The sequence below is a fragment of the Ferrovum myxofaciens genome (genome assembly GCF_013181415.1).
GTDB lineage: Bacteria > Pseudomonadota > Gammaproteobacteria > Burkholderiales > Ferrovaceae > Ferrovum > Ferrovum myxofaciens.
On sequence record NZ_CP053676.1, the window covers coordinates 959461 to 984173 of the forward strand.

A 24713-nucleotide genomic window follows, 5' to 3' on the forward strand; every position below is an offset into this window, starting at 1 on the left:
CCATTCTATCATGGGCCCGAAGAAAACGCAGACTGCAGCCTTATCCAATGTGGTATGAGCCTGAAGGATGGCTGTATTTCCAACGAGGAATGAGCCTGAAGCGAATAATCTGAGGTCGATTGAAGAAGTGGGTTGATCATTGCAAGGATGATGATCAACATGAACGAAACACGGCTTTGCACGATTGAGCAGATTGAGCAATTTCTCAGTGGCTGCCTCCAGGTTGAATTCACCAAGTCTGGTGACGACAGCGAACGCTATGAACACATCAGCCGCGTGCTCAAGCGCTTTGACTATCCCGGGCAGGGTAAGCGAGAGAAAGGTGTGCTGCTGAAGTACCTGCAAGTCACCAGCGGCTACAGCCGCGCGCAAGTCACCCGCTTGGTCACCCAGTGGCACACAAACCGTTTGGCTACCGTACCCCTGTCCAAACGCTACCGTGCGCCTGCTGCCCCCTTTGCGCGCAAATACACGGCTATCGATATCGCGCTGCTCGCCGAGATGGACAAGGCCAATGAAGACGTGTGCGGCCCGGCCATTGCGCACCTCTTGCAGCGCGCTTACGGCGTCTATGGCGACGCGCGCTATGAGCGGCTGGTCGGCCTGTCGGTTTCGCACCTGTACAACCTGCGCAAAAGCACGGGCTATCAAGCCTTGCGGGTAGTTTTCGCCAAGACTAATCCGGTGTGCAATCACATCGGTGTACGCAAAGTGCCACGCCCCAACGGGAGAGTCGGTTTTGTGCGTATCGACACCGTCCACCAGGGCGATCTTGACGGCATCAAGGGCGTGTATCACATCACCTGCGTTGACTCTGTGAGCCAATGGCAAGTCGAGGCGTGCGTGCAGGGTATTAGCGAGGCATTTTTGTTACCCGTACTGGAACTGGTCATCGAACAGTTTCCTTTTGTAATTAGAGGGTTCCACTCGGACAACGGCTCTGAGTACATCAATGGCCCGGTGGCTGCGATCCTTGAGAAACTGCGGATCGAGCAAACCAAATCACGCTCGCGCCACAGCAACGATAACGCGCTGGCCGAGAGCAAGAATGCCAGTGTGGTGCGCAAGCACATGGGCTTCGAACATATCCCCCAAAAGTACGCTCAACCCATCAATGCGTTCTATCAGGAAACGTTTAATCCATGGCTCAATTTTCACCGCCCGTGCATGTTTGCGACCGAGATCATCAGCCCCAAGGGCAAGATCATCAAACGCTATAAAGACGAGGATGTGAAGACCCCGCTGGAATGCTTGGTGCTGTTAAGTGTGAAGGATTTAGTCACGCTCAAAGAGGGCATCACTCTGGACGCATTGCAGGCGCAGGCGAAGTCCAAAACAGACTTGGCGGCGGCACAGGAAATGCAACGCGCCAAGAGTGAATTATTTGCAAGCTTTCAAAAACAAAAACGCCGGGCGTAACTGATCGGAAAACGACACCGAAAAAGCACCAATTCTTGAGGCTAAAATCATTAGAAAATAAACTCAAAACCGATTAGCATAATTCCATTAAACTTAACTTTTAAACCCGACCAACCCGCACTATCAAATCACCAAGTCCGTCACTGCTTCAGGCTCATACCTGAATTGGAAAATACTACTGCCCCCCCGGAGGAATCAGGAAGAATCCTGCCCTACTGGTGGCGAAATTCTCCAGTACCCTTGACGTCGCACCAAGGTCCAACCGGCCCAATGAATTTCCGGGTGGTGATCGGACCGCGCCTTGCCCTGGCGCAAAATCTCCTGCAAACGCCGTTCCGAGCAGGCCGGTGCCCCCTGTTGCCGAATCCACCAGCGCAGGAGATGGAGCGCACGAGCCTCCGTCAGGGAGTGCAATGCCGCGACCTTCAAACCCTGCTCATCGGAAACCTGCTGCCCATCCTGGGCGGACAGGTCCTCAAGGACTGCCTGCGCCTGTGCCAGATGGCGCGCACTCCGACTCAACGTGGCGCGCCAGGCCGGAAAAGCCTCATCCAGCAAGGGACCCACGCGTTGGCGCAAAAAATTCCGCGCATGCCGTGGATCTCGATTGGAGGGGTCCTCGACCCATTCCAGATCCTGCGCCACGGCGTAACGGTGCAAGACGGCGCGGGAAACCCCCAACAAAGGGCGCACCAGACAGGGTCCCTCCGGGGCCAGCAAACGCTGCGCGGGCATGGCCTGCAACCCCGGCAGTCCGGCACCCCGCAGCAACTGCAACAAGACGGTTTCCGCCTGATCGTCCTGGTGATGGGCCAATGCCACCCACTCTGCCTCCTGACGGGCAAGGACTTCATAACGCCGGGCACGGGCCACCGCCTCCAGGCTTTCCCCCCCCTGCCGGATCACCGTCACGACAAATTCCGCGCAGGGGATTTGCCACTGTCGGCATAACCGTGCACAGAACGCCGCCCAGTCATTGGCGGCAGATTGAAGTTGATGATTGACGTGCACCGCACTCAAACGAAAGTCCAGGTCAGACCGGAGTCCGCGCAGTACATGCAGCAACACGACCGAATCCAGTCCGCCACTCAGGGCCACCACCAAACGGTGCCCCGGTTGCAGGAATCCGGTCAACTGTCGGGACACCTGCTGGGACAGAGAATCAGTGGTTTTCCTTGAACTTTCCATACCCCATGAGACGATCATAACGTCGCGCCAACAATTCATCCAGGGTCAAGGCATCCAGGGACTTCAAGGTATCCTGCAGGGCACGACGCAGGTTCTGCATCATGGTCACGGGATCCCGGTGCGCCCCCCCCAGCGGTTCTGCCACCACTTTATCCACCAGACCCAGCGATTTTAGACGGGCGGAAGTAATGCCCAGAGCTTCCGCTGCATCGCTGGTTTTTTCCGGCGTTTTCCACAGGATGGCAGCACAACCCTCTGGAGAAATCACCGAATAGATTCCGTACTGAAGCATCAGGGTGGCATCCCCTACCCCCACCGCCAATGCACCGCCCGACCCTCCTTCCCCAATCACCGTACAGAGGATCGGCGTCTGCAGGGCCGCCATTTCCAGCAAATTGCGCCCAATGGCCTCCGACTGCCCCCTTTCCTCGGCACCAATCCCCGGATAAGCGCCGGGCGTATCGATAAAGGTAAAAATCGGCAAGTGGAACTTCTCCGCCAGACGCATCAAACGCAGTGCCTTCCGGTAACCCTCCGGGCGAGCCTGCCCAAAATTCCGGTAGATGCGGTCCTTGGTATCGCGCCCCTTTTGATGACCAATCACCACCACAGGGCGTTCACCAAAACGGGCCACCCCACAGACGATGGCCGGATCATCGGAAAAACTCCGGTCGCCATGCAACTCTTCAAACCCCGTAAACAGCGCCTCAATGTAATCCAGAGTGTAGGGGCGCTGACTGTGGCGGGCCACCTGCGCCACCTGCCAAGCCTTGAGGCCCGCATAGATATCCTTGGTCAGGGTCTGACTCTTTTTTTGCAACCGTTCGATTTCCTGGGAGATATCCACCGCCGAATCTTCCTGCATGAAACGCAGTTCCTCGATTTTGGCTTCCAATTCTCCAATGGGTTGTTCAAATTCCAGAAATACCGTTTTCATTACCTGTCCTTAGAGATAAGCCCAAACTGCCAGCCCACAGCCCACCAACGCGCCCAGACCGGCGGGCCAGAGCAACCAGCGCCGCTGCGTCAGCGCAGTCACCGAGGCCAGGGCGATGGCAATTTGTATGAAAGTCATGGCCAGCGCCAGAGCATGGTGTGGATGAAAATACTTGTCGGCCAACTCGTTCTCGTATCGGGATTGTGCCTCAAAAGCCTCGGCCCGTGCCTTGATCTCCTTCTTTTCCGTCTCATAACGCTTCAAATCCTGGGCATAACCCTGCCGCTTGTCTTCCGGGGCCAGTTGGGACGCCAAAGTCATCAGATGCGCCTTGGTACTTTTGGCCTGATAGAAACTCCACTGGTCACTGGCATGGGCTTTGTAGAGTACTGCTTCATTCTTGTGCATGAGCGATTCATTCTGCGTATTCCCGCCCAGATAACTCACCACCGCACCAATCGCCGCCAGAATCGCCGTGAAAATTGCCACCTGCTGGGCCAGCGCCACCGTTCCTCCCTGCCCATGGGTGGCCGCATGTTCCACTTCGTGTTCATGGGCACCATGAACATGAAATTCATCTTCCATCGTTCATTCCTCCTCGTTTTCCCGGGCTCGCCGGGCCCGCACGGCCATGCCCAGTTCTTCCAGAATGTGCGCGGTTTGTGGCATGGCCAAACATCCATCGGTAATACTCTGACCGTAGGTCAACGGTTTCCCCGGAATCAGATCTTGACGTCCTGCGCGCAAGTGACTCTCGATCATGACCCCCATGATGCGTTGTTCGCCCTGACGCAACTGCAGCGCCACATCGTGCCCCACTTGTACCTGATTTTCCGGGTTTTTGGCGCTGTTGGCATGACTGAGATCGATCATGATACGCGCGCTCAACCCTTCCTGAGCCAACTGGCTGGCAGCCTCCTCCACATGGTGTGCCTGATAATTGGGCAATTTTCCGCCCCGCAGAATCACGTGACAATCTTCGTTTCCTCGCGTCGCCACAATGGCCGAACGCCCCGCCTTAGTCACCGACAGAAAATGATGGGGCTGCTGAGCCGCCCGAATGGCATCCACTGCGATCCGCAGATTTCCATCGGTTCCATTCTTGAACCCCACGGGACAGGACAACCCCGAAGCCAGCTCACGATGCACCTGACTTTCCGTGGTACGCGCCCCGATGGCCCCCCAACTGATCAAATCCGCCAGATACTGCGGAGTGATCAAATCCAGAAATTCAGTTCCGGCGGGAACCCCCATTTCATTGATGGTCAACAACAGACGACGGGCCACCCGCAACCCTTCATTGATCTTGAAACTGCCATCCAGTGCGGGGTCGTTGATCAACCCCTTCCACCCCACCGTGGTGCGCGGCTTCTCGAAATACACCCGCATCACGAGGAGCAATTCCTGCTTCCAGTGCTGAATCAGGGGGATCAACCCCTGGGCATATTCCAGTGCGGCCTTTGGATCATGAATTGAACAGGGCCCCACGATCACCAGCAGGCGGTCATCCACCCCATGGAGAATGCAATGGATCTGCTGACGGGTATCGAAGACCAGCTGGCCAGCAGCGGTGGTGCTGGGGGTCTCCTGCAACACCTTATCCGGGGTCACCAATTCCTCGATGCCCTGAACCCTTACATCGTCATTCTCTGGCAAAATATCCTTCATTTCCCGAATTCCCGACTGGCCAAAAGCAACATTCTACCAAAGGGGGGGTCAGATCGTCCCACCCACCGTCAGACCATCGATGCGCAAGGTCGGTTGACCAACGCCCACGGGAACGCTCTGTCCCTCTTTGCCACAAACCCCCACCCCCGGATCCAGAGCCAGATCATGACCAATCATGGAGACCCGGGTGAGCACATCCGGTCCATTTCCAATCAAGGTTGCGCCTTTGACCGGGTACAGGCATTTCCCGTTTTCCACCCACCAGGCCTCGGACATGGAAAAAACAAATTTGCCACTGGTGATGTCCACTTGCCCACCGCCAAAATTCACCGCATAGATTCCCCGGTCCATGGAGGCAATGATCTCCTCGGGCGGACGATTTCCATTGCGCATATAGGTATTGGTCATGCGCGGCAGAGGCAGATGGGCAAAAGACTCCCGTCGTCCGTTTCCGGTGGGCGCCATCTTCATCAACCGGGCATTCAAACCATCTTGCAGATACCCCCGCAATATCCCATCCTCGATCAACGGGGTACATTGTCCCGGCTGACCTTCGTCATCCCACTGCAGGGAACCCCGTCGCCCCGGCAAGGTCCCGTCATCCACCACCGTCACCCCTGCCGCCGCCACCCGTTGACCGATTCGCCCACTGAATGCCGAGGTTCCCTTGCGGTTGAAATCCCCTTCCAATCCGTGCCCAATGGCCTCATGCAGGAGAATTCCCGGCCAACCCGAGCCCAGGACCACCGTCATGGTGCCCGCCGGCGCGGGGCGGGCTTCCAGATTGAGCAGAGCCTGCTGCACGGCTTGATGGGCGTACCCTTCCAGAAGGGTGTCACTGAAATAATCGTAGCCACAACGCCCTCCTCCCCCCGCCGATCCCTGTTCACGCACCCCCCCCTGCTCGGCGATCACCTGCAGGGAAACCCGCACCAGAGGACGAACGTCAGCCTGGAATCCCCCATCACTGCGCGCCACCAATACCACTTCGTATTCCCCTGCCAGGGAAGCCATGACCTGGACAACACGGGGATCGATCCGGCGCGCCATCCCCTCCAAACGCTCCAGAAGCCGTACCTTGGCTTCGTCAGGCAAGGTCGACAAAGGATCCTGGGGGGCATAGAGGGGTGCCGCCGGGTGTGGTTTTGCCCGCAATAGGGGGCAGGTTGCCTCCTGACCGGAACGTCCGATGGCCCGCGTGGCTCGAGCCGCCTGTTGCAGTGCTTCACCGTGAATGTCATCGGAATAGGCAAAAGCGGTCTTTTCTCCGCTGATGGCACGAATGCCCACCCCCTGCTCGATATGGAAGGAACCCGACTTGACCGCGCCCTCCTCCAGACTCCAGCCCTCAGAACGGGAATACTGAAAATACAGATCGGCATAATCCACGTCGTGGGTCAGCATCGAACCCAGGGTACGGGACAAATCTTCTTCTTCAAGGGCGAACGGTGCCAGCAAAGTTGCTTTAGCAATGGAAATGGGGTCCATGGACATAATCCTAAATATTCCTGTACGAGATGAAATGCGGTGCCACCATAAAATCAAACCAATCCTTTTTCCCAGGGAATCCGGCGTCGGGACAAGGCAGGCAACTGACTGCGCAGATCCGCCTGATGGACGGGATTGACGCCTGCCATCACCACCCCCGAACCCCGGGGCAACTGATCCAGAACCACGCCCCAGGGATCGACGATCATGCTGGCTCCATGGGTTTCTCGTCCGTTCATATGGTAGCCGCCCTGGGCCGGAGCCACCACGTAGGCCAAATTCTCGATGGCACGAGCCCGCACCAGGGGTTCCCAATGAGCCCGTCCGGTGGTTTCCGTGAAGGCCGACGGAATGAAAATCAGGTCCACTTCACCCATGGCGCGGTACAGTTCCGGAAAACGCAGATCGTAGCAGACCGATAACCCGATCTTGCCAAAAGGAGACTCAAAGGTCACCACCTCGTCGCCCGGCTCGATGGTTTGCGCCTCGTCATAACGTTCCTGAGCCCGTTGAAACTCAAACAAATGGATCTTGTCGTAGCGTGCCACACAATGACCCTCTGTATCGTAAACCAGACAACTGTTCCGGATGCGCCGGTCGTCATGCCCCTTGAGCGGAACCGTTCCACCCACAAGCCAGACTCCGAAGCGCCGTGCGCTGCGCGCCAAAAATTCCTGGACCGATCCCCGCCCAAAGGGTTCTGCAATGGCGATTTTGTCCGAATCCCGCATCCCCATCAAGGCAAAAAACTCGGGCAAAGCCACCAGAGAGGCCCCAGCGTCGGCCGCCATCTTGATCAGCCGCTCTGCCTCACACAGGTTGGCATCAAGATGGGGCCCCGAAGCCATCTGTAACGCCGCCACCCGAAAACTGCCCGGCAGGGGACGCGCTTTGCCAAACCCGGAATCGATGGACTCTCCCGCCACCTCAAGAATCCGCTTCATCATTCATTCTCCCTATGGACAAACATGTCATTCTAAGGATGACCCACGGATTGTATCCGAGGATCGTCCCAAGGTCCTTGAATCGTGTAGGCATAACTTAACGCCTGATCAAAGGGGTTACCCAGAATCTTTTGCAACACCCAGGAAGCCGCACCCACCACCGGCCCCCCCACCACGGTGGAAGCCAAAGTCACACTGTCCTCTACCGACGGAGCCACCTGGGCAGTCAGATCGCTGGTTTCATTGGCCAGATCCACCTTCCCAAACAACTTGACGTGGGCTGCGGGCCCGGCCATTTCGAAATCTCGCGTATCCAGCCGGGAATGGTCCAGAGCGAGGTCTGCGGTCAGATGATCAAAGGCAAACCCCGCCGAAAAGACATCGTTGAAATCCAGGGTGATTCGGCGTGGCAAGGTTTGCAGGCTGAACAAACTGATCAGACGACCCAGCCCCCCCGTTTGCACTTTGGAGAATTGCCCGTCTTTGAGATTCAGGGACGCATGCCCCGACACCCCCGTCAAACTGAAGTCTTCCAGCGCGCCGGGCCATTGGATATGCCCATGTCCCTCACCATTCCCACGAGCCACCAGTCCGGGATACCCCAATCCGGTCAGAAAATTTCCCAAATCCTCTGTTTTGACGTCCCATTGGTAGTGGTTTTGCGGCTTGGGCTGATCTTGCCAGACCCCCTCCATCTGTATCTGGGTTTCCTGAGAAACCAGCGTCAGGGTCTGCAGATGCCAGACCCCTGCGCCCTCCTGAGTGCCCACCAGATGGGCATGCCCCTCCAAACCTCCCGGCAGGGTCAGATGCTCCACCTGCAGGTCCATGGTGGGCATCTGTGCGGCCAGCGCCGGAGTATGATTTTCTGCCCCGGCGGGGGCATCAGGATGAGAACTCGCTGGAATGACGAGATGGACCAAATGCCCCTCCAAACGTCCCGGTTCCCCCTGCACCCTGATCAAATCCCCGGCTATACTACGCCCCCGGGTCCGGATCAGCCACTGTTTTCCTTCGACCCGTGCGTCGATGCCCACGTCCGGCCAGAGTCGTCCGGCCCAGGACACGGTCCCAAACGTCACATTGACATGACCCACTTTGCTCTCGCTGATCGGAGCCGCCCCCGCTTTCTGGCTCCAACGGTCCAGATAACGCTGCCAAGCTCCCAGATCCAGCAAGGGCCAGGCTCCCTCCACGGAAAAACCAGGGTCCAGAGGAAGATGGGTTCCCGCTTTTCCCAGCCACAACCGTCCCCGCTCCAGTTGCCAGGTCTCTCCCGCTTCTGGTTCTGTTTTCGTGGCACGATACAGCGCCTGAAAAGCCAGTTGGTCCCCCAGACGCCCCTCCACTTCCCGTCCCGCCCCAAACAGTTGGGCATGGATTTCCAGAGGTCGAGCCGTTGCCGCATCCTTCTGCAACGGTTGTGGAAGATTCAGCGCCATCCCCTCCAAAGAGGTATTGATCCACAGTTGAGGATCTTCGTTTTCTTTCTTTTCCAGCCGTCCCGACCAGTCGGTTTTTCCTTGCAAGGCCTCCAGTGGAGCCAGGGCCGTCCATTTTTTCAGGGCAGTCGCCTCGATATGTCCGGCGAAGGAAGCCCGCAGGGTATGATGAATGCCCCGGATCGCCACAAAGGTGGTGCGCCCCCCCAACCACAGGGCATCGCCCCGCACCTCGGCACGCACATGTTTGTCGTGCAGACGCACATGGCCTTCCCAATTCACCGGCCCTTCCAGACCCTGAGTCCAGAATGGGGAGAAATGCCGCCGGAGTGCTTTCCGAGAAGTCGATCCTACAAATTTCAGGTCAACCCCCTGATCGGGTTTGGAGGAAAGTTGAAAAGCAAAGGGTTCCCCCAGATAGTTTCCCTGCGTCTGAAGTTGTGCGTCCACCCCTCCATGACCAAAGGCAAACTCTCCCTGCCAGGGTTCCTGCCCCGTCACATCTTTCAGAATGGGCTCGTCATACACGGCCTGTAACCGAGACCAGTCGCCCTGTCCACTGGCTTTGAGATGCAGGACCCCGCGCTTGTCCGTACGAAACGCCAGCGCCGCAGCCCCCCCCAGAACACGAGCCGTCAAATCCCGGGAATTCAGATCTCCTTCGGTAAAAAGGAGATGTCCTCTAACTCTCGTCAAGGGGGGGATACCCAACGTCCCTTCCGTCAGATCCGCTCCCAGAAATTCGTAATCTCCCAGGACCTTGGTTTTTTCAGGCTGGTCCAAGGGAATCTCCAGTTGCAGGATCAAGTGCCCCTCCCCTTTTCCTGACCAACCCTCCAGAGCCCGGTCGAGCAGGGCATTCAGAGGACTGCGCTGGATAAAAGTCAAACCGGCGGACACCGGTCCCTGCGCCTGACCCGAAATCGTCAACCCGGAATTTTGTGCCGTCATATCGGGAAGACGGGCCTGTACGGCACCGAGGTGCGTGCCGAGCACTTCCCCTGACTGGGTCAGCACGAGCAATTCGCCCCCCCGGATCTGAAGCGTTCCATCCAAATGGGTGAGGGCCGGCCAAGCCGGATCGAAGTGCAGGTTGACGTCATGAAGTTGGGCGTCCACCCGAAAAGTACCGCCCTGATCCCCCACGAAGGGGAAACGGGACAGATCACCGGCCACAGAAAACCGCACCGGATTGGCTTCACCTCCCTGCAGCGCCTGATGAAGCCAGAGGCGCGTCGGAGGGGGGATCATCCGCGGCAGATACTGCCATACCGCATCCGGTCGCGCATGGGTCAAACTGCCGCTCAGATGAGCCTGCCCAGGCCCTTGAGGGCCCATTTCGAGACTGCCTTCCACCGCACCGGCCAAATCATCATTGCTCACCTGCAATTGCTGGATCGTCAGGGTCAGGTGGTCCTTCTGACGCTGCCATTGGGTATCCACCCGAAAGGAATTCACCTTGAGGGGGGCCACGAACAGATCAGGCAGGTCCCACTGAGCGCCCAACCCCGTTCCCTTGACCTGTCCGCCCCGCGCATCACCGGTTATCTGCCCGGAAAAGGCCTGCAGGGCAGGCAAGCCATGCCAGGCATGCACCGACACGTGATGCAAGGTTCCCTGGAATCCCAGGGAATCGGAGAGGACTCCGCCTTCTTTCCAAGTGAGACGAAGGCCTTCCAACTCTCCGCTGGGGGACAGATCTTGCCAGATTTTTTGTTGCTGAGGGGTGAGGGGCAACACCTTGACAAAGGGGTGCAGCACCGCCAGATCCACCCAGGAAGCCTCCATCTGATTGTTCTCGCCCTCCGTATGAAAACTCACCTCCAGAGGACGCACCCAATGCACGAAGGAGGGCCCACTCAACCGGACTTGATGCAGCGCCCAGGCGCGCACACCACCCTGCCAGCGCATCGTCAGTTCCCCCTGTAACCGATTGACCAGAAGGGATTGTTCCGCACCCGGAATATGCCAGACCAGAGGATGCAAATCCAGATCGGAATGCAGATCCCAACCGTGTGCCGGAGTCAGTTCGCCCACCACATGCAGCCCCCCCCGCGCCTGCTGAACCCCGTTCAATACTTCCACCCAAGGCAAGAGGGCAACCCAGTCCACCCGGACGGCATCCAGTTGTACTCGTCCCTGCCAATCCGACCAACGCCCCAGATCCATTCCACGGACCCGGCCCTCCATGTGGAGCGGACTGGCAAGGTCGTGGGGCGGCGTCACGGTCACTTCCCAGCGATGCACGCCGCCGCCATTGCTCAAATCCAACTGGATATTCTGCAGGCGCAGAGGGGGAGCTTGGCGAAGGTCATCCTGCCAAACCAGTTCACCGCCGCTGACATGAATCTGCCCCTGCCGTGTCAACCATTCGAGAAAGGGACTGGGACCTTGTCCGGGCGAGGGCAAAAGAATCCCCGACAGAAACATCTGTCCCTCCGGGCTGCGGCGTAAAGTCAGGTGGGGTTCCTCGATTTGCAAGTGATCGAAATTCACCTGACCGCGCAGGAAATCCAGCACATTGATGCGCGCCTGCACCCGTTTGATGGTGATCCCAGGCTGGTTTTGCGGCGTAAACACGACGACACGATCCAGCACCAAGGTGGGCATCCAGTGGAATGCCCCCGCGGAAAGCCGCCCCACTTCCACCCGATTTCCTGTGGCATTGGTGAGCAGGGCCATGGCTTGAGGCCGAAAACGCCCCACGTCATGCAACACGATCCACTGCATCCCCCCCCAGGCAAGCAGGCATAGCAGGACTACCCCCACCGTCAACCAAAGCAGAGCGCGGCGGGAATGGTAAAGTAAAGCCCGATGACTGATCATGAGACGCATTATAAAGCAGTCCCTCTGGAGCCGGGAGAAGACATCCGATAGAATGAATACTTTTACAGTGTCAGGAGTCATTTTCATGTCCATGTCCGACCGGGATGGTACCCTCTGGCTAGATGGTCAATATATCCCTTGGCGTACTGCCAATACCCACGTTCTCACCCATTCCCTGCACTATGGCATGGCGGTTTTCGAGGGGGTACGGGCCTACCAGACAGCAGAAGGAACGGCACTCTTTCGTCTGCGCGAACATACCGAACGCTTGCTCCGTTCAGCCCATATCCTGCAAATCCCTGTGCCCTTTACGCTGGAAACCCTGATGGAAGCCCAATGTCAGGTCGTTGCCCAAAACCACCTGAAAGAGGGGTATATCCGCCCATTGGTCTACTTGGGTTCGGAAAAAATGGGGGTCTCCCCCCGGGGGGCCAAAACCCATGTCGCCATTGCTGCCTGGCCCTGGGGCGCCTATCTGGGCGAAGAAGCCTTGCAGCAGGGCATTCGGGTCAAGGTCTCGTCCTACACCCGCCACCATCCCAACATCACCCTGTGCAAGGCCAAGGCCAGCGGCAATTACATGAATTCAATCCTGGCCAACAATGAAGCCACCGCTGATGGCTACGACGAAGCCCTGCTCCTCGACGTGGAAGGATTCGTGGCCGAAGGTTCCGGAGAAAACCTGTTCATGGTCAAGCGCGGGGTCCTGTATACCCCTGACCTGTCCAGCGCTCTGGAAGGGATCACACGGGACAGCATCATTCAACTGGCACAGGAAATGGGAATCACCGTACTGGAACGGCGAATTTCCCGGGATGAACTCTATACGGCCGACGAAGTTTTTTTCACCGGGACGGCCGCCGAAGTCACCCCAATCCGCGAAATCGACCGCCGGGTCATTGGACAAGGAACCCGCGGTCCCCTGACAGAAAAATTACAGTCCGCCTATTTCGATTGCGTCAAGGGTCGTGCGCCCTCGCACCGGGACTGGCTGACCTTTCTTGGAGACTAATGCATGAGCACCTCGCCCACCCGTCCCCCGGTACAGATCACCGCTGCCGACCTTCCCTTCCACTGCCCTCCGCCCAGGGATGCGCTGTGGAACGCCCATCCCCGCGTTTTTCTGGATGTGGCGCGCACCGGACGGATGGCCTGTCCCTATTGCGGCACGGTCTATGAACTGAGCGGTCCGGCTCCTGCCGCCCATTGAAGCGAATCCTGATCGTCGGCGCCGCCTGGGTGGGCGACGCCGTCCTGGCTCAACCCCTTTTCTCTGCCCTGCGCGCAACTTCTCCAGAGGTACACCTGACGGTGATGGGGCCCCGTTGGACCCATGGAGTGTTACGGCGCATGCCCGAGGTGGATGCCCTCCTCGACCATCCGTTCCCCCATGGCCGCCTGGACCTGCCAGGGCGCTGGCGACTGGGGCGCACGCTGCGATCCGAGGGATTTGATCAAGCCATCGTCCTGCCCAATTCCTGGAAATCGGCACTGGTCCCCTGGTTTGCAAAAATTCCACGACGCACCGGTTTTATCGGAGAGCAGCGCCATTGGCTGCTGAACGATGCGCGCCGCCTTAATCCCGAACGTCTGCCGCTCATGATGCAGCGCTTCCTGTCTTTGGCCAACCCGCAGGGCCAATGCCCCGAACCTCTGCCCCATCCCCGTCTGGTCATGGATCCGGAGAGCCAATCCCGGACCCTGGAACGACTGAACTTATCCCGCGCCCACCCCATCGCCATCCTCTGCCCCGGTGCCGAATATGGCCCGGCCAAGCGTTGGCCCGCAGCTCATTTTGCCCAGGTCGCCCGACAGTGGATGTCCCAGGGCTGGCAAATATGGATCCTGGGTTCCGCCAAGGATCATCCGGTAGGCGCAGAGATTGTCCGTCTGGTCCCCGCCCCTGTGCAGAATCTCTGCGGCATCACCGCGCTGGAGGAGGCTGTGGACCTGATGGCCCTGGCACAACGGGTGGTGACCAACGACTCCGGCTTGATGCACGTCGCTGCCGCCCTGGGGCGCCCTCTGGTCGCCCTGTTTGGTTCTTCCAACCCCCAGTTCACCCCTCCCCTCAGCGCACAGGCCCGGGTCTTGCGTCTGGGGTTGCCCTGTAGCCCCTGTTTCCAGCGCACCTGCCCCCTGGTGCACCTGAATTGTCTCAATCTTCTGGGTCCGGAACAGGTCCTGGCATCCTTCCCTGACCCGACTTAAAACCAACGCCCCAATATTTCTCCGCCCCAGCGCACGCCTTCGCCCACCGCCAGGGCCAACCCGAATGCCGTGCGCAGAGGATGGTCATAGGCTTCCATGGCCAGCACCCAGGCACACTGGCCCCGAAAGCACTGGCGCAATCCTTCTGGCGCAGGATAATCCCGCCGGGTTTCCGCAGGCCAGTCTGCCCGCTCGAGCAACCCCATCCACAGGTGTTTCCATTCCCGGTCCGTCAGTAAGTAGGGCCGCAGTTTCATGAAGATTTGGTCTTTTCCACTTCCGCCTTGCCATAACTTTTGATCTGCCGAGCCAGCCAGTCATTGGTCCGATCCATCCGGGTCTGCACGAAGCGCTGGGTCTGTCCGGCGAAGCCGGTATCCACCCGCCCGTGCCCGATCAAGGCTGCCGCGATCTGAGGAACGTGACTCATGAGATGGGCAAGAATGCTGGCGGTGACCACCAGAAGCAGCGCCAGCGCCATACTGTCTGCTGGAGATGCCTGCGTCCAGACTCCGGATTGGGCCGTCATCCATTGCTGGATCAGGATGAATACCGGCTTGGCCATGACCAGAACCGTCACCGCCACCACCTGGTAAAAACAGGCAACGAAGAGAAAACGGATCCACCCCAGACATAATTCACGGGTACTGTCCCACAACAGCCAGGGAATGAAAAACGGGCCGAGGGCCAGCGCCAGACCTGCCAGGGAATTTCCCATGATATGAATCACCGCCACCAGAGTCAGTGCCACGGTAAACACACAGAGGGCCACGAAAAGAAAGGCCATGGTGATCATCCAGCCGCCCAGAGCCGTCCAGAAAGCGCTCGACAACGGGGTGGCGCCCGCCAGATAGCGCCCGGGACTGGACACCATCCCATCCCAGATCGTCCCGATAAGATCGGCAAATACGCTCCAGGCCGTGGCAAACCCCTGACTTTGTCCCTGCGGTCCGGCAATGGCACTGGTGAGGGTCACGCACCCCTGATACAGACCGTCATAGAAGACAAAATCATAGGAATCCAGAAACCAGCGCGTGAATCCCGCCAAAAAAATAAAGCGGATCAAGTGCGTCAACACTGCCCCCAAACTCTCGCCCACACTCGACTCGATCAACAGGTTCACCGTTGACCAGGAGAAGGTCAAAACCAGCAAGGAACCATACAGACTGTCTGCCACGCCACTCATCCGGACGTGCAATTGACGTCCGCCCTCCAGAAGCGCTGTGGCCATCTGGTCAATGAGAGAGGGGTCGAGAGACAACATGGCCCGTCAGGGTCCGGGCGCCGTCAGGATTCCCCATCCCAGGCCATTTTCATTCTGTTGCAACTGATTGTGCCATTGCCGGATTTTGAGGTGGTCATTCTGCAGACGTTGCTGCACTGTCTGTGCCGCCGCTGTATCCACCAGGGCATCCTGTTGCTGCTGAGCAGAAACATTGGCCTGTGCGCTGGCGATCAATCCCATCAATTGGGCATTCTGTCCCGCCAACAGGTTGAGATGCTGATTCACCGTCTGAAAACTCTGTTGCATCCCCCCCGTCGTCCCGATCTGTCCCTGTAATTGCTGCAGTTGTGCATAGGAACCGGAAAGCCCCTGCAGGACACCCACTTCACCCTGCAGGGTCACCCCCAGTCCGGCCCCCTGAGTCTGGGACCACTGGATTTCGCGGGTCAGATAGTCCTGGGGCGTCAACTGGAGCGCGTTCATCTGACGGGACTGATCGAGCAGGGTCTGTTGCAGGGAAGTGATCTGTTGCCCTGTTAAAGCCAGTGTCTGGGCCAGGGACTGGGCCATCGCACTCTGCTGGGTATAGGGCAACATTACCTGCGCCAGCACGGCCTGGGGCAAGGTTTGCAAATTCTGCATTTGCGCCGCGAATTGCTGCAATTGAATCAGATACGCCTGAACCTGCTGGGCCGTTTGCTGAACGGCATTGGCGGCAGTCAGGGCCGTTTCGATATGGTTGATGGGGTCGTAGACCACCATTCCCATGGCCTGGAGCGATCCCGTCCAGAGCAACCCCACCATTCCCCCCACCCATCCTCTCATGAACGCTTTACCCCCTCTTCCTGTGCCAACGCCTGAAAATATGCTTCCCGCCCTTCCACTCCCTGCTCCCCGATGCGTACATGCCGATCGAACAGACGCTGGGCCTGGACATCGGAACGTAGCCATGCCAACAGGTCCGCATCGAAGGTGGCCTCGAGCAGGACGCATTCCCGAGGGGTATGAAGCAGATAATGTCGCTTGGGGCGGGCCCGCGCCAACAGATCGATCTGGCTTTCGAGCAAGCCGAACTGGTGCCGATACAGTTCCCGGTGCACCTGAGCCTGGGCATTGGGCAAAAAGATGCGGGTCGGCACGTTGTCGGCGATGGTTGCAAAGATCTGCGATCCGGACAGATCGTCCAGAGACTGGGTGGCAAGAATGACAAAACCCATTTTTTTGGGCAGAGTTTTCAGCCAGTCACGAATGCGTCCGGCAAAAAATGGGTCTGCCAGCATGAACCAGGCTTCCTCGATGTAGATCAGTGTGGGAATACCCGCGTGTTGGGCGAAGCGTTGATCGATGCGACGAAAGGCGTATTCCAGAAAAGAGCGGGCCAGCACAGGATGGCGCAACACTTCCCCCATCTCGAAACAGGTTAGGGAAGCCCACTGCAGGTCGTCGTCTTCATGATCGAAATACCCGCCCCATTGACCTCCCGCCAGCCAGGGCTCCAGTTCCTCCACCAGAAGACGGGGCAATAGTCCGCTGAGACTGCGCAGACGATGCAGTTCCGGGGCACGGAGGCTGAGATCCTCCAGTGCCTGGCGTAGCACCCGTTGTTCCGGGGAACTCAAGTGATGCCCGCGCGCACTCAGCAACCCCTCCAGCCAGCCCAACAACCAGAGCCGCTCCGCCGGGTCCCGAATCCCTTTCAAGGGGTTCAGTCTCATCCCCTGTTGGGCCACCTCGAAACAACGCCCGCCCTGCAACAGGGCAGGAATGCGGCAAGAGCGATCCTTGTCAAAGATAACCGTATGCACCGGTGCATACCTTTGAAACTGACTGATCACGAAGTTGACCCAGACCGATTTACCCGCCCGGGAGGGTCCCACCACGAAAGTATGAGCCAGATCCTGCTGGTGCAGGTTGAATGCATAGGGACCGCCAAAACGCGTACGGAATACCGTCAAGGCAGGAGAAAAAATCCCCCGTTGCTGGGTCAGGTAGACGTTCTCCTGTTGCCCGCCCGGTACGGTACGCAAAGCAAACAAATCCGCCCAGTTGCTGCTGCTGATGAAATGCCATCGCACCAATTCGCCCCATTGTCCGGGCAAGGTTCCAGACCAGGCCGAATTGAGATGGAGCCGCTCCCGCAAAACCAGAAACCCTTCCCCCCGAATGGCCTGGGCTACCTGGGTCACAGCCTCGTCCAAGGTATCGGGGGTGGGACTCCACACCAAAACGGTTACATTGACATAGCCGTAAAGACGGCGTTGAGCTGTCATGTCCGTCAATGCCTGACGCGCCTCTGCAGCGGAAACCGCCCGTCCGGTATCGCGCACCACGCTCTCCTCGCCGGAGAGGGCCTCACGCACATAACTGAAAAGCGACTTCTGGAGATTGAGATGGAACCGCTGGACATTCTTGATGTAACGCTGGGCCTGGTCCTTGTCCACCAAACGAAAAACCTGAGACAAGGTCACACTGGCGGGCACTTCGAGAAGACTGTCCAGCATGCCCGGAAACGTATGATCGGGCCAGGCCTTGAGGGTCAGTGCGGCACCGTACCGCACACCGTGGATACTGGTACAACGCAGATATTCTGCGCCCACCACCACCTCATCTTCCCCCAGAGCCCCATCCAGATAAGCGCCCTGCGGGAGCGCCAGGGACAAGTCACCGGGCGCAGAAGGACTGCACATTTCCTGCAAAAACCGCAGCAGGGCAGTGCCCTCCAGACGCTGCGCGCCCAGCGCTGGAACCGCTTGCATGAACTGGACGAGGATTTCCTCGAACTGTTTCTGGCGCTGTTGCAACTGTTCCCATTCCCGGGTTCGTACCCGACCATGGCCCAGACTTCGGACCCAGAGATACGCCCTTTGCAAAAGCGATGCCCCCGTTTTCGGCGCAGCCCATAACACGGACAGATAGTGACGATTCGCCAGATGATGATGGCGAGCCAGTCCTTCCCCGTAAATCCTGTCGATACATTGACTGGCTTCCTGGGTAAAGAGACCGGGCTGAAACGGCGTCACCGGACGGCGCAAAACCGTACACCAGAGAGTACAGCGACCTTCCAGCCCGTGTAGCGCCTGCTCCAGATCCTCCGCCGCCTGATCAAGGGTGTGGGAATCATGGTTTTCTGCACACAAACCGCGCAGGGAAAAACAGGCCAGCAACCCGCCATCCTTGTTCAATACCACCCCAGGGGAAAGTTGGATCAGCCAGGGCAGGATTTCAGCCAGACCCCGCTCCCGGTTTTTTCTGGCGAGAGATCCCACGTTCAACATGCCAGACCCCTGCCCCACCCCACAGGGCGCCTTCCCCGCAAACCGGATACAGGAGGCCAGGGAACATACCGGTCAGCCTGCCAATTGTAACGGGCATAGATCTGACGCAAAAAGGGGTCACTGGCCGTCAGGTGTCGCATCACTCCGTGAAAAAGCGCCGCCACGAGCAACCAGCCATAAAAATGCAGATCTCCCACCAGCGCAATGGCCAGGGTGGCGTTGACGATGGCAAACGGTTTTTCCACCCCTCCGATCAGCAAGGGTTCCCACAAACACCGATGGCAAGGAGACCGACGGCAGGAAGTGCTCATTACAGACACCCAGGCATCACCACCCCAGGGAACAGGGCCGTAATGATACTGACCACGGAGAGCGCACAGGACATGCCCAGCAACCAACTGGCAATGCGCGCCACCACGCCTCCCGTTTCCGCATACATGAACATGATCCCGATCATGATGGTGGCCACCACGGACAACACCACCGCCACCTGCCCTTTCAAACTGCTGGCCACCATACAGATGGGACCCTCCCAGGGCATGGGGGTATACACCGCCATGGCCAGAGGCGCCGCGCACAGGAGTCCGCAGAGCACCCCTTGAACATATCCCTTGATCCGCCGATTCCTCGCCCAATTATGGGTAACCCTGATATCGTCCATGCTCATACCCCTCCACTCGTTGAATGTGATCGATCCGCCGCCGTCCTTCTACCCGCCCCAACTGGATGATGCCCCCGATGGTTCGTCCTACCTGTCGCGCAATGGCCTCTTCCGTCCAGCCCATACCCGCCTGCAATACCAGTTGAACGAGACGGTGCAGGGCTTCCTCGGCGCTGTTGGCGTGGAGCGTACCCAGACACCCCTCATGCCCCGTATTCATCGCCTGTAACAGATCAAAGGCCTCCGCGCCCCGCACTTCGCCGATGATGATTCGATCCGGACGAAAACGCAGGGCTTGACGCACCAGATCGCGCAGGGTGACGCCAGCGGCAGGATGGGCTTCGAAAATTACTCGGTTGGGATGCTCCACCCGGAGTTCCCGTGTATCTTCGATCACCACCAGGCGTTGGGTTTCTGGAATCTGGGCAATCAGAGCATTGAGCAAAGCAGTTTTTCCGGTTCCGGTACCGCCACTGACCAGCAGATTTTTTCTCTCCCGAATCCAATGCAGCAATTGGCCATGGACATCGGGTTGACGGGGTATTTCAAAAACCGGGGGAGTCGTTTCGCTTCCTGTGGAAACGCCTTCCGTAAACTGCTGGAGAGGGAAAATTCGCCCTCCATGCTTGCGCAGACAGAGTGCAGGACCCTGTACCGCCACCGGAGGAAGCACCGCTGAAATACGCCAGTCGCGGAAGCCCATGTCGAGCAAGGGGCGCGTATGTTCAAAGCCTTCGGTACGAGCGGACAAGGCCGCCAACACATGAATCACGGTGCGCGTGGCCGCTGCGCTGAAGCGAAGGGGCGCCGGCTCCAGTTGCCCGGCCCGTTCCACCCAGACGTCATCTGGAGCATTGACCATCACCTCACGGATATCCGACTCCTCCAGCAACCGGGAGAGGTCGCCCAGGGCGTCATCCAGCAGGGATTCGAGATAGGAAGGTTCGTTCCACATGCCCCTATCATAGGGCAACAGAATTCACTGACTTTGCGGAGAAACGACCTGGAGTCCCTCTGTTCCGAGGAAGTATTTAACCTTCTGTGCAACGCACTGCACGTTGCGCCCTGCACACCAGTTCATAGGCCAGCGTGCCACAACAGTGGGCCAGGGTACTGATCGAAACCTGATCCCCCCACAGCTCCACTTCCGTTCCCACCGTGACCCGAGGGGCATCGGTCAAGTCCACAGTGAGCATGTCCATGGACACCCGTCCTGCCAGAGGCACGAAGTCCTCCCCTGCGCCCACCCACGTCCCCTGGGGAGCCGTGCGGGGATAACCGTCGGCATAACCACAGGGAATGACCCCGATACGGGAAGGGCGACGTGCCTGAAACAGTCCGCCATAGCCCACACTGTCGCCCGTTTTTACCCAACGCTCGACCATGATCCGGGAACGCAAGGACATGACGGGACGAAGTCCGGCCCGCACCGGCTGTCCGGGAGCGGCAGGATCGAGGCCATAGAGCATCAGTCCAGGGCGTCCCCAATCGCCCCGGGCTTCCGGATAGCCCAGAATGGCACCGGAATTGGCCAGACTGGTTTGAACCGACAGGGCTTGAGTCGCCTGACGAAAAAGGGTCAGCGCCGGATCCAGCACCCCTGGATTTACCCCATCGGCATGGGCAAAATGAGTCATGACCGTGACCGCCACTCCAGGGAATTTGCGCCGCAACTGGTCCGTCGCCCGACGCAAATCGGATTCATTCAGCCCCAGACGGTGCATTCCGCTGTCGAACTTGAGCCAGAATCCGCCCACTGGAGGGACCTCCTGCTCCAACTGGAGTTGCACCTGCCAGGGTTGATGCAGGACTGCCGTCAGGGCTTGATGCCGAACCTGCTCCAGGTCTGCGGCAGAAAAAATGCCTTCCAGCAAAACGACGGGTTGCGTGATGCCTGCAGCGCGCAGTTCCGCGCCCTCTTCCAGGGTTGCCACCGCAAAACCCTCGGCCTGGGGAGCCAGGGCCCGGGCACAGGTCACCGCGCCATGACCATAGGCGTTGGCCTTGACCACCGCCAGCAGGGACCCTCCATGAAGACGTCGCGCGCAGCGAAAGTTTTCGCACAGACGTTCCAGATTGACATGAATGGAGGTAGGACGTGACATTCGCGCACTTTACCCCAATTCCCTTCCTTTCGCCGGTTCTCACCACGTATACTCTGAGGGTTATCATTAAGCGCCCTCAGGTCGTCATGATGCATCTTTCTCCTGCCCAGTTCTTTCCTTCCCCCTTTTCCCCTTCCTTCTGGCTCCGCAACCCCCATGTCCAGACCGTTTGCGGAGCCCGTTGGGTATCGGTCCCCCGCCCTCTTTGGCGGCAGGAAATCTGGGCCAGCCCGGATGGGGACACCCTCCAGATCGAACGTCTCAGCGGCGCTCCGGACCAGCCCGTCCTGACCCTCTTTCATGGTCTGGAAGGCAGTGCAGAATCAACCTATATCCGTGCCCTGGCCAATGCCGCACAGGCCCTCGGATGGAGTGTGGTGGCTCCTAATTTCCGTGCCTGTGGCTCTCTTCTCAATATTCGCCCCCGTCTCTACCATGCCGGAGACAGCCCGGAAATCCACTGGATTCTCCAGCGCATTCATACCGAATACCCCCACACGCCACGTTATGCAGCGGGGTTTTCCCTGGGGGGCAACATGCTTCTAAAATGGCTGGGAGAACAGGGCGACCGGGCCAGCCCATGGGTCCACCGCTGCGTGGCCGTGGCCACTCCCTTTGATCTGACCAGCGTGGGCGACCATTTGACACGGGGCCTGAACCGGTTCTACGGCCGTCATTTCCTGACCACCCTGAAAGCCAAGGCCCGGGCCAAACATGCGCAATTCCCTGGGTCCTTCGATCTCGAAGCAACCCTGGCGGCACGTACCCTGCGTCAGTTCGATGACCATTGCATGGCCCCCCTGCATGGCTTTCGCGATGCCAGCGACTATTGGAAACGCAGCAGTTGCCTGCCCCTGTTGCCGCATATCCGCTGCCCCACGCTGCTTCTGCAGGCGCGGGACGATCCCTTCATGCCCCCCCACGCACTGCCTTCCCGTCATGCCTTGCCGCCGGATGTCACGCTGGATTTCCAGGCCCGGGGGGGGCATGTGGGATTCATTTCCGGGATCCTGCCGCCCAGAGCGGACTGGATGCCCGCCCACCTGCTGAATTATTTGCGCCCTTTTCTACCCCCTTCACAGAACGGTCACAATCCCTCAGAATGAGCCTTTTCCCTCAACAAGGACCCGCCATGCGCCCGCCCAAAGAAATATTCAAGGCCTACGACATCCGGGGCGTGGTCGACCAGACCCTGACCGTTGCAGGCGTTACTGCCATCGGTCAGGCTATTGGTTCTGAAGCCCGGGAACGGGGTTTGACCAGCATGGCCATCGGGCGCGACGGACGTCTCTCCGGACCAGCCTTGAGCGATGCACTGGCTCAAGGACTGCAAAGCGCGGGCTTGAGGGTCGTGGATGTGGGCATGGTTGCCACCCCCATGTTGTACTACGCGGCTCATACCCGCACCCATGGTTCCGGAGTCATGGTCACCGGCTCCCATAACCCCCCCGAATACAATGGTCTCAAGATGATGCTGGGCGGAGAGACCCTGTCCGGCCCCACCATCCTGTCCCTCCATGAGCGGCTGTGCCAGCAGCGCCTGGTGTCCGGATCAGGATCATTGGAATCCCTCGACATCAGCGAAGACTACCTGAGGCAGATCACGAGTACGGTGCGACTGGCCCGTCCCATGAAAATCGTGGTGGACAGTGGGAACGGAATCCCCGGACGTTTTGGTCCCGAACTTTACCGGCGTCTGGGCTGTACCGTGGTGGAACTGTTCTGCGACGTCGACGGCCATTTCCCCAATCACCACCCGGACCCCTCTCAACCCGAGAATCTGCAGGACCTCATCCTGGCCCTGAAGCAGGGACGAGGCGAGTTGGGGTTGGCCTTTGACGGCGACGGAGACCGTCTGGGCGTGGTCACGCGGGAAGGGCATATCATTTACCCTGACCGCCAGTTGATGCTCTTTGCCGAAGATGTCCTGTCCCGCAATCCGGGGGCCGAAATCATCTTCGACGTGAAATGTACGCGCAACCTGTTTTCCTGGATTCGTTCCCTCGGCGGAAAACCCCTTCTCTGGAAAACCGGCCATTCCCTGATCAAAGCCAAGATGAAGGAATCCGGCGCGTTGCTGGCAGGCGAGATGAGCGGCCATACCTTCTTTAAGGAACGCTGGTTCGGATTTGACGACGGAATGTATGCCGGCGCCCGCCTGCTCGAAATCCTGAGCCGATTCAGCGACCCGGGCGCAGTTCTCGATGCCCTGCCCGATGCCGTCACCACGCCGGAACTACAGATTCGTTTGCAGGAAGGCGAAAATTTTCTCATCATCGCAACCCTTCAGGAAAACGGAGACTTTCCTGATGCCCAAGAACGCATCACCCTGGACGGACTTCGCATCGAGTATGCCGATGGCTTTGGCCTGGCACGTTCTAGCAATACCACTCCGGTGATCGTCCTGCGTTTCGAAGCGGAGGATGCGACGGCCCTGGCACGCATCCAGCAGGACTTCAAACGCGAGATCCTGAAGATCAAACCCGAGGCTATTTTTCCCTACTGAATGAAAAGACCCGCCCACCCCCTTGAATTTTTCCGCATTCTGGAGGATCATAGACCTCTGGCGGGTCTCCCCGCATTACAGAGCGGTGAATCGGGTCAGGTCCGGAAGGAAGCAGCCACAGCCGCATCCTGCAAGTGCCGGGGGTCGGGCTCGCCACCTCATCCCATTTTTTTACCTTGACGACGAGTTTTTCGATGACGCGTTTCTTTTCGCGCTGCCTGTTTTCGTTGATCACGGCAGGCTTCCCGATGGTCGTATCTTTTTCCGCAATGGCAGCCCAAGACCCTTCCGCCCAAACCTCCCCCTCTTCCTGGGGAGACCCGGTTTCCACCGTGCCCATTCGAGATGCCGTCTCGCTGGAAGCCGGTTACGGTTACCATACGGAAATGGAGCGGATTTCCTTTTCCCGCTCCTGGGGCAAGCGTTGGTTCAGCGATCGGCCCTGGGCGCTGAGCGGCTATTGGGATGCCGGCGTGGGACACTGGACGCCCCATGCCGCCTCGGGCGGCAATCATGAAATCAACGACTATGGCATCACCCCCGTTTTTCGCTACGCGCCCACCAACCCCTCGGGCAATTGCATTCCCTTCCTGGAGGGCGGGATCGGCGCACATTACCTCAGTCAACACGACATCTATGAGGGTCACAACATGAGCACCCACTTTCAGTTTGGCGATCACATCGGTGCCGGAGTCACCCTGGGCCCCCAGCATGACTGGGACGTCATGGTGCGCTTTCAACACCTGTCCAATGCCGGCATACAGAACCCCAACCCCGGCATCGATTTCCTGCAATTGCGTGTGTCCCACTGGTTCTGA

At 58.8% G+C, this 24713-nt stretch carries 22 protein-coding genes and 1 other RNA gene; 8 read left to right on the forward strand and 15 right to left on the reverse strand.

The annotated features are described in order from the left end of the window. The first annotated feature begins 159 nt into the window (after positions 1–159). Positions 160–1419 (forward strand): integrase catalytic domain-containing protein, encoded by a 1260-nt coding sequence (locus HO274_RS04635; protein ID WP_273121796.1) that lies wholly within the window; start codon positions 160–162, stop codon positions 1417–1419. A gap of 195 nt (positions 1420–1614) precedes the next feature. Here the strand turns inward: HO274_RS04635 and tilS are convergent, their stop codons facing one another. From tilS to HO274_RS04670, 7 genes are read right to left on the reverse strand one after another with little or no spacing between them, the layout of a single operon-like run. Next, positions 1615–2607, reverse strand: coding sequence for a tRNA lysidine(34) synthetase TilS (gene tilS, locus HO274_RS04640; RefSeq protein ID WP_273121798.1), 993 nt, complete (start codon positions 2605–2607; stop codon positions 1615–1617). Further along, positions 2582–3544, reverse strand: coding sequence for an acetyl-CoA carboxylase carboxyltransferase subunit alpha (locus tag HO274_RS04645; RefSeq protein ID WP_031596887.1), 963 nt, complete (start codon positions 3542–3544; stop codon positions 2582–2584). Before HO274_RS04645 ends, tilS begins: the two co-directional genes overlap by 26 nt. A 9-nt stretch (positions 3545–3553) precedes the next feature. Beyond that, complete coding sequence (locus HO274_RS04650; RefSeq protein WP_031596886.1) at positions 3554–4129, reverse strand: DUF4337 domain-containing protein; 576 nt, start codon at positions 4127–4129, stop codon at positions 3554–3556. Between the two features lie 3 nt (positions 4130–4132). Beyond that, positions 4133–5203 (reverse strand): 3-deoxy-7-phosphoheptulonate synthase, encoded by a 1071-nt coding sequence (locus HO274_RS04655; protein WP_150112406.1) that lies wholly within the window; start codon positions 5201–5203, stop codon positions 4133–4135. Positions 5204–5260: 57 nt separating this feature from the next. Beyond that, on the reverse strand, positions 5261–6700 hold the full coding sequence (gene tldD / locus HO274_RS04660; protein WP_273121802.1) for a metalloprotease TldD: 1440 nt from the start codon (positions 6698–6700) through the stop codon (positions 5261–5263). A gap of 53 nt (positions 6701–6753) precedes the next feature. Further along, entirely contained in the window at positions 6754–7647 is an 894-nt protein-coding gene (locus HO274_RS04665) for a carbon-nitrogen hydrolase family protein (RefSeq protein ID WP_197456359.1), read from the reverse strand. Between the two features lie 29 nt (positions 7648–7676). Further along, entirely contained in the window at positions 7677–11921 is a 4245-nt protein-coding gene (locus tag HO274_RS04670) for a YhdP family phospholipid transporter (protein ID WP_273121803.1), read from the reverse strand. A gap of 76 nt (positions 11922–11997) precedes the next feature. Here HO274_RS04670 and HO274_RS04675 point away from each other — a divergent pair, with 76 nt between their 5' ends. Genes HO274_RS04675 through waaF form a run of 3 tightly spaced genes read left to right on the forward strand, consistent with a single transcriptional unit; the run spans position 11998 to position 14123 of the window. Next, positions 11998–12924 carry a branched-chain amino acid transaminase gene (locus HO274_RS04675; RefSeq protein ID WP_273121804.1) on the forward strand — a complete coding sequence of 309 codons (927 nt, stop codon included), beginning with the start codon at positions 11998–12000 and terminating at the stop codon, positions 12922–12924. Positions 12925–12927: 3 nt separating this feature from the next. After that, positions 12928–13122, forward strand: a complete 195-nt coding sequence (locus HO274_RS04680; RefSeq protein WP_031596878.1) for a zinc-finger domain-containing protein — start codon at positions 12928–12930, stop codon at positions 13120–13122. Beyond that, entirely contained in the window at positions 13119–14123 is a 1005-nt protein-coding gene (gene waaF, locus HO274_RS04685; protein WP_273121806.1) for a lipopolysaccharide heptosyltransferase II, read from the forward strand. The genes HO274_RS04680 and waaF overlap by 4 nt, the downstream gene beginning before the upstream one ends. Here the strand turns inward: waaF and HO274_RS04690 are convergent. The 8 genes from HO274_RS04690 to alr all read right to left on the reverse strand — a co-directional run bounded on the left by HO274_RS04690 (position 14120) and on the right by alr (position 21389). After that, the gene (locus tag HO274_RS04690; protein WP_031596876.1) at positions 14120–14380 is read right to left on the reverse strand and encodes a hypothetical protein; all 261 of its coding nucleotides are present in this window, start codon (positions 14378–14380) and stop codon (positions 14120–14122) included. The genes waaF and HO274_RS04690 overlap by 4 nt on opposite strands. Continuing rightward, positions 14377–15387 (reverse strand): type IV secretion system protein, encoded by a 1011-nt coding sequence (locus tag HO274_RS04695; RefSeq protein WP_031596875.1) that lies wholly within the window; start codon positions 15385–15387, stop codon positions 14377–14379. Before HO274_RS04695 ends, HO274_RS04690 begins: the two co-directional genes overlap by 4 nt. Positions 15388–15393: 6 nt before the next feature. After that, positions 15394–16173 carry a TrbJ/VirB5 family protein gene (locus tag HO274_RS04700; protein ID WP_031596874.1) on the reverse strand — a complete coding sequence of 260 codons (780 nt, stop codon included), beginning with the start codon at positions 16171–16173 and terminating at the stop codon, positions 15394–15396. Further along, positions 16170–18623 carry a VirB4 family type IV secretion system protein gene (locus HO274_RS04705; protein ID WP_273121809.1) on the reverse strand — a complete coding sequence of 818 codons (2454 nt, stop codon included), beginning with the start codon at positions 18621–18623 and terminating at the stop codon, positions 16170–16172. Before HO274_RS04705 ends, HO274_RS04700 begins: the two co-directional genes overlap by 4 nt. Further along, positions 18617–18934, reverse strand: a complete 318-nt coding sequence (locus HO274_RS04710; RefSeq protein WP_031596872.1) for a VirB3 family type IV secretion system protein — start codon at positions 18932–18934, stop codon at positions 18617–18619. Before HO274_RS04710 ends, HO274_RS04705 begins: the two co-directional genes overlap by 7 nt. Beyond that, complete coding sequence (locus HO274_RS04715; protein ID WP_273121811.1) at positions 18934–19284, reverse strand: TrbC/VirB2 family type IV secretion system protein; 351 nt, start codon at positions 19282–19284, stop codon at positions 18934–18936. Before HO274_RS04715 ends, HO274_RS04710 begins: the two co-directional genes overlap by 1 nt. Beyond that, positions 19259–20239, reverse strand: a complete 981-nt coding sequence (locus tag HO274_RS04720; protein ID WP_273121813.1) for a TadA family conjugal transfer-associated ATPase — start codon at positions 20237–20239, stop codon at positions 19259–19261. The genes HO274_RS04715 and HO274_RS04720 overlap by 26 nt, the downstream gene beginning before the upstream one ends. A gap of 76 nt (positions 20240–20315) precedes the next feature. Beyond that, positions 20316–21389, reverse strand: a complete 1074-nt coding sequence (gene alr, locus HO274_RS04725) for an alanine racemase (RefSeq protein ID WP_273121815.1) — start codon at positions 21387–21389, stop codon at positions 20316–20318. Here alr and HO274_RS04730 point away from each other — a divergent pair. The 4 genes from HO274_RS04730 to HO274_RS04745 all read left to right on the forward strand — a co-directional run bounded on the left by HO274_RS04730 (position 21383) and on the right by HO274_RS04745 (position 24713). Continuing rightward, positions 21383–22495, forward strand: coding sequence for a YheT family hydrolase (locus HO274_RS04730; RefSeq protein ID WP_273121817.1), 1113 nt, complete (start codon positions 21383–21385; stop codon positions 22493–22495). The two genes, alr and HO274_RS04730, sit on opposite strands and share 7 nt — an antisense overlap. A gap of 26 nt (positions 22496–22521) precedes the next feature. After that, a complete protein-coding gene (locus HO274_RS04735; RefSeq protein ID WP_062187734.1) occupies positions 22522–23895 on the forward strand; it encodes a phosphomannomutase/phosphoglucomutase in 1374 nt (457 codons plus the stop codon). A gap of 59 nt (positions 23896–23954) precedes the next feature. After that, an RNA gene (ffs, locus tag HO274_RS04740) (signal recognition particle sRNA small type) lies at positions 23955–24053 on the forward strand. A 36-nt stretch (positions 24054–24089) separates the two neighbouring features. Beyond that, positions 24090–24713: an acyloxyacyl hydrolase gene (locus HO274_RS04745; protein ID WP_273121820.1), complete on the forward strand. Its 624-nt coding sequence runs from the start codon at positions 24090–24092 to the stop codon at positions 24711–24713.

Coding starts and splice junctions, on each gene's coding strand:
- tldD (WP_273121802.1), bottom strand. CDS start 6,700: ATGGACCCCATTTCCATTGCTAAAGCAACTTTGCTGGCACCGTTCGCC.
- HO274_RS04715 (WP_273121811.1), bottom strand. CDS start 19,284: ATGGACGATATCAGGGTTACCCATAATTGGGCGAGGAATCGGCGGATC.
- HO274_RS04670 (WP_273121803.1), bottom strand. CDS start 11,921: ATGCGTCTCATGATCAGTCATCGGGCTTTACTTTACCATTCCCGCCGC.
- HO274_RS04650 (WP_031596886.1), bottom strand. CDS start 4,129: ATGGAAGATGAATTTCATGTTCATGGTGCCCATGAACACGAAGTGGAA.
- HO274_RS04735 (WP_062187734.1), top strand. CDS start 22,522: ATGCGCCCGCCCAAAGAAATATTCAAGGCCTACGACATCCGGGGCGTG.
- HO274_RS04645 (WP_031596887.1), bottom strand. CDS start 3,544: ATGAAAACGGTATTTCTGGAATTTGAACAACCCATTGGAGAATTGGAA.
- HO274_RS04690 (WP_031596876.1), bottom strand. CDS start 14,380: ATGAAACTGCGGCCCTACTTACTGACGGACCGGGAATGGAAACACCTG.
- HO274_RS04720 (WP_273121813.1), bottom strand. CDS start 20,239: ATGTGGAACGAACCTTCCTATCTCGAATCCCTGCTGGATGACGCCCTG.
- HO274_RS04675 (WP_273121804.1), top strand. CDS start 11,998: ATGTCCATGTCCGACCGGGATGGTACCCTCTGGCTAGATGGTCAATAT.
- HO274_RS04680 (WP_031596878.1), top strand. CDS start 12,928: ATGAGCACCTCGCCCACCCGTCCCCCGGTACAGATCACCGCTGCCGAC.
- tilS (WP_273121798.1), bottom strand. CDS start 2,607: ATGGAAAGTTCAAGGAAAACCACTGATTCTCTGTCCCAGCAGGTGTCC.
- HO274_RS04635 (WP_273121796.1), top strand. CDS start 160: ATGAACGAAACACGGCTTTGCACGATTGAGCAGATTGAGCAATTTCTC.
- HO274_RS04665 (WP_197456359.1), bottom strand. CDS start 7,647: ATGATGAAGCGGATTCTTGAGGTGGCGGGAGAGTCCATCGATTCCGGG.
- HO274_RS04695 (WP_031596875.1), bottom strand. CDS start 15,387: ATGTTGTCTCTCGACCCCTCTCTCATTGACCAGATGGCCACAGCGCTT.
- HO274_RS04700 (WP_031596874.1), bottom strand. CDS start 16,173: ATGAGAGGATGGGTGGGGGGAATGGTGGGGTTGCTCTGGACGGGATCG.
- alr (WP_273121815.1), bottom strand. CDS start 21,389: ATGTCACGTCCTACCTCCATTCATGTCAATCTGGAACGTCTGTGCGAA.
- HO274_RS04710 (WP_031596872.1), bottom strand. CDS start 18,934: ATGAGCACTTCCTGCCGTCGGTCTCCTTGCCATCGGTGTTTGTGGGAA.
- HO274_RS04705 (WP_273121809.1), bottom strand. CDS start 18,623: ATGTTGAACGTGGGATCTCTCGCCAGAAAAAACCGGGAGCGGGGTCTG.
- HO274_RS04745 (WP_273121820.1), top strand. CDS start 24,090: ATGACGCGTTTCTTTTCGCGCTGCCTGTTTTCGTTGATCACGGCAGGC.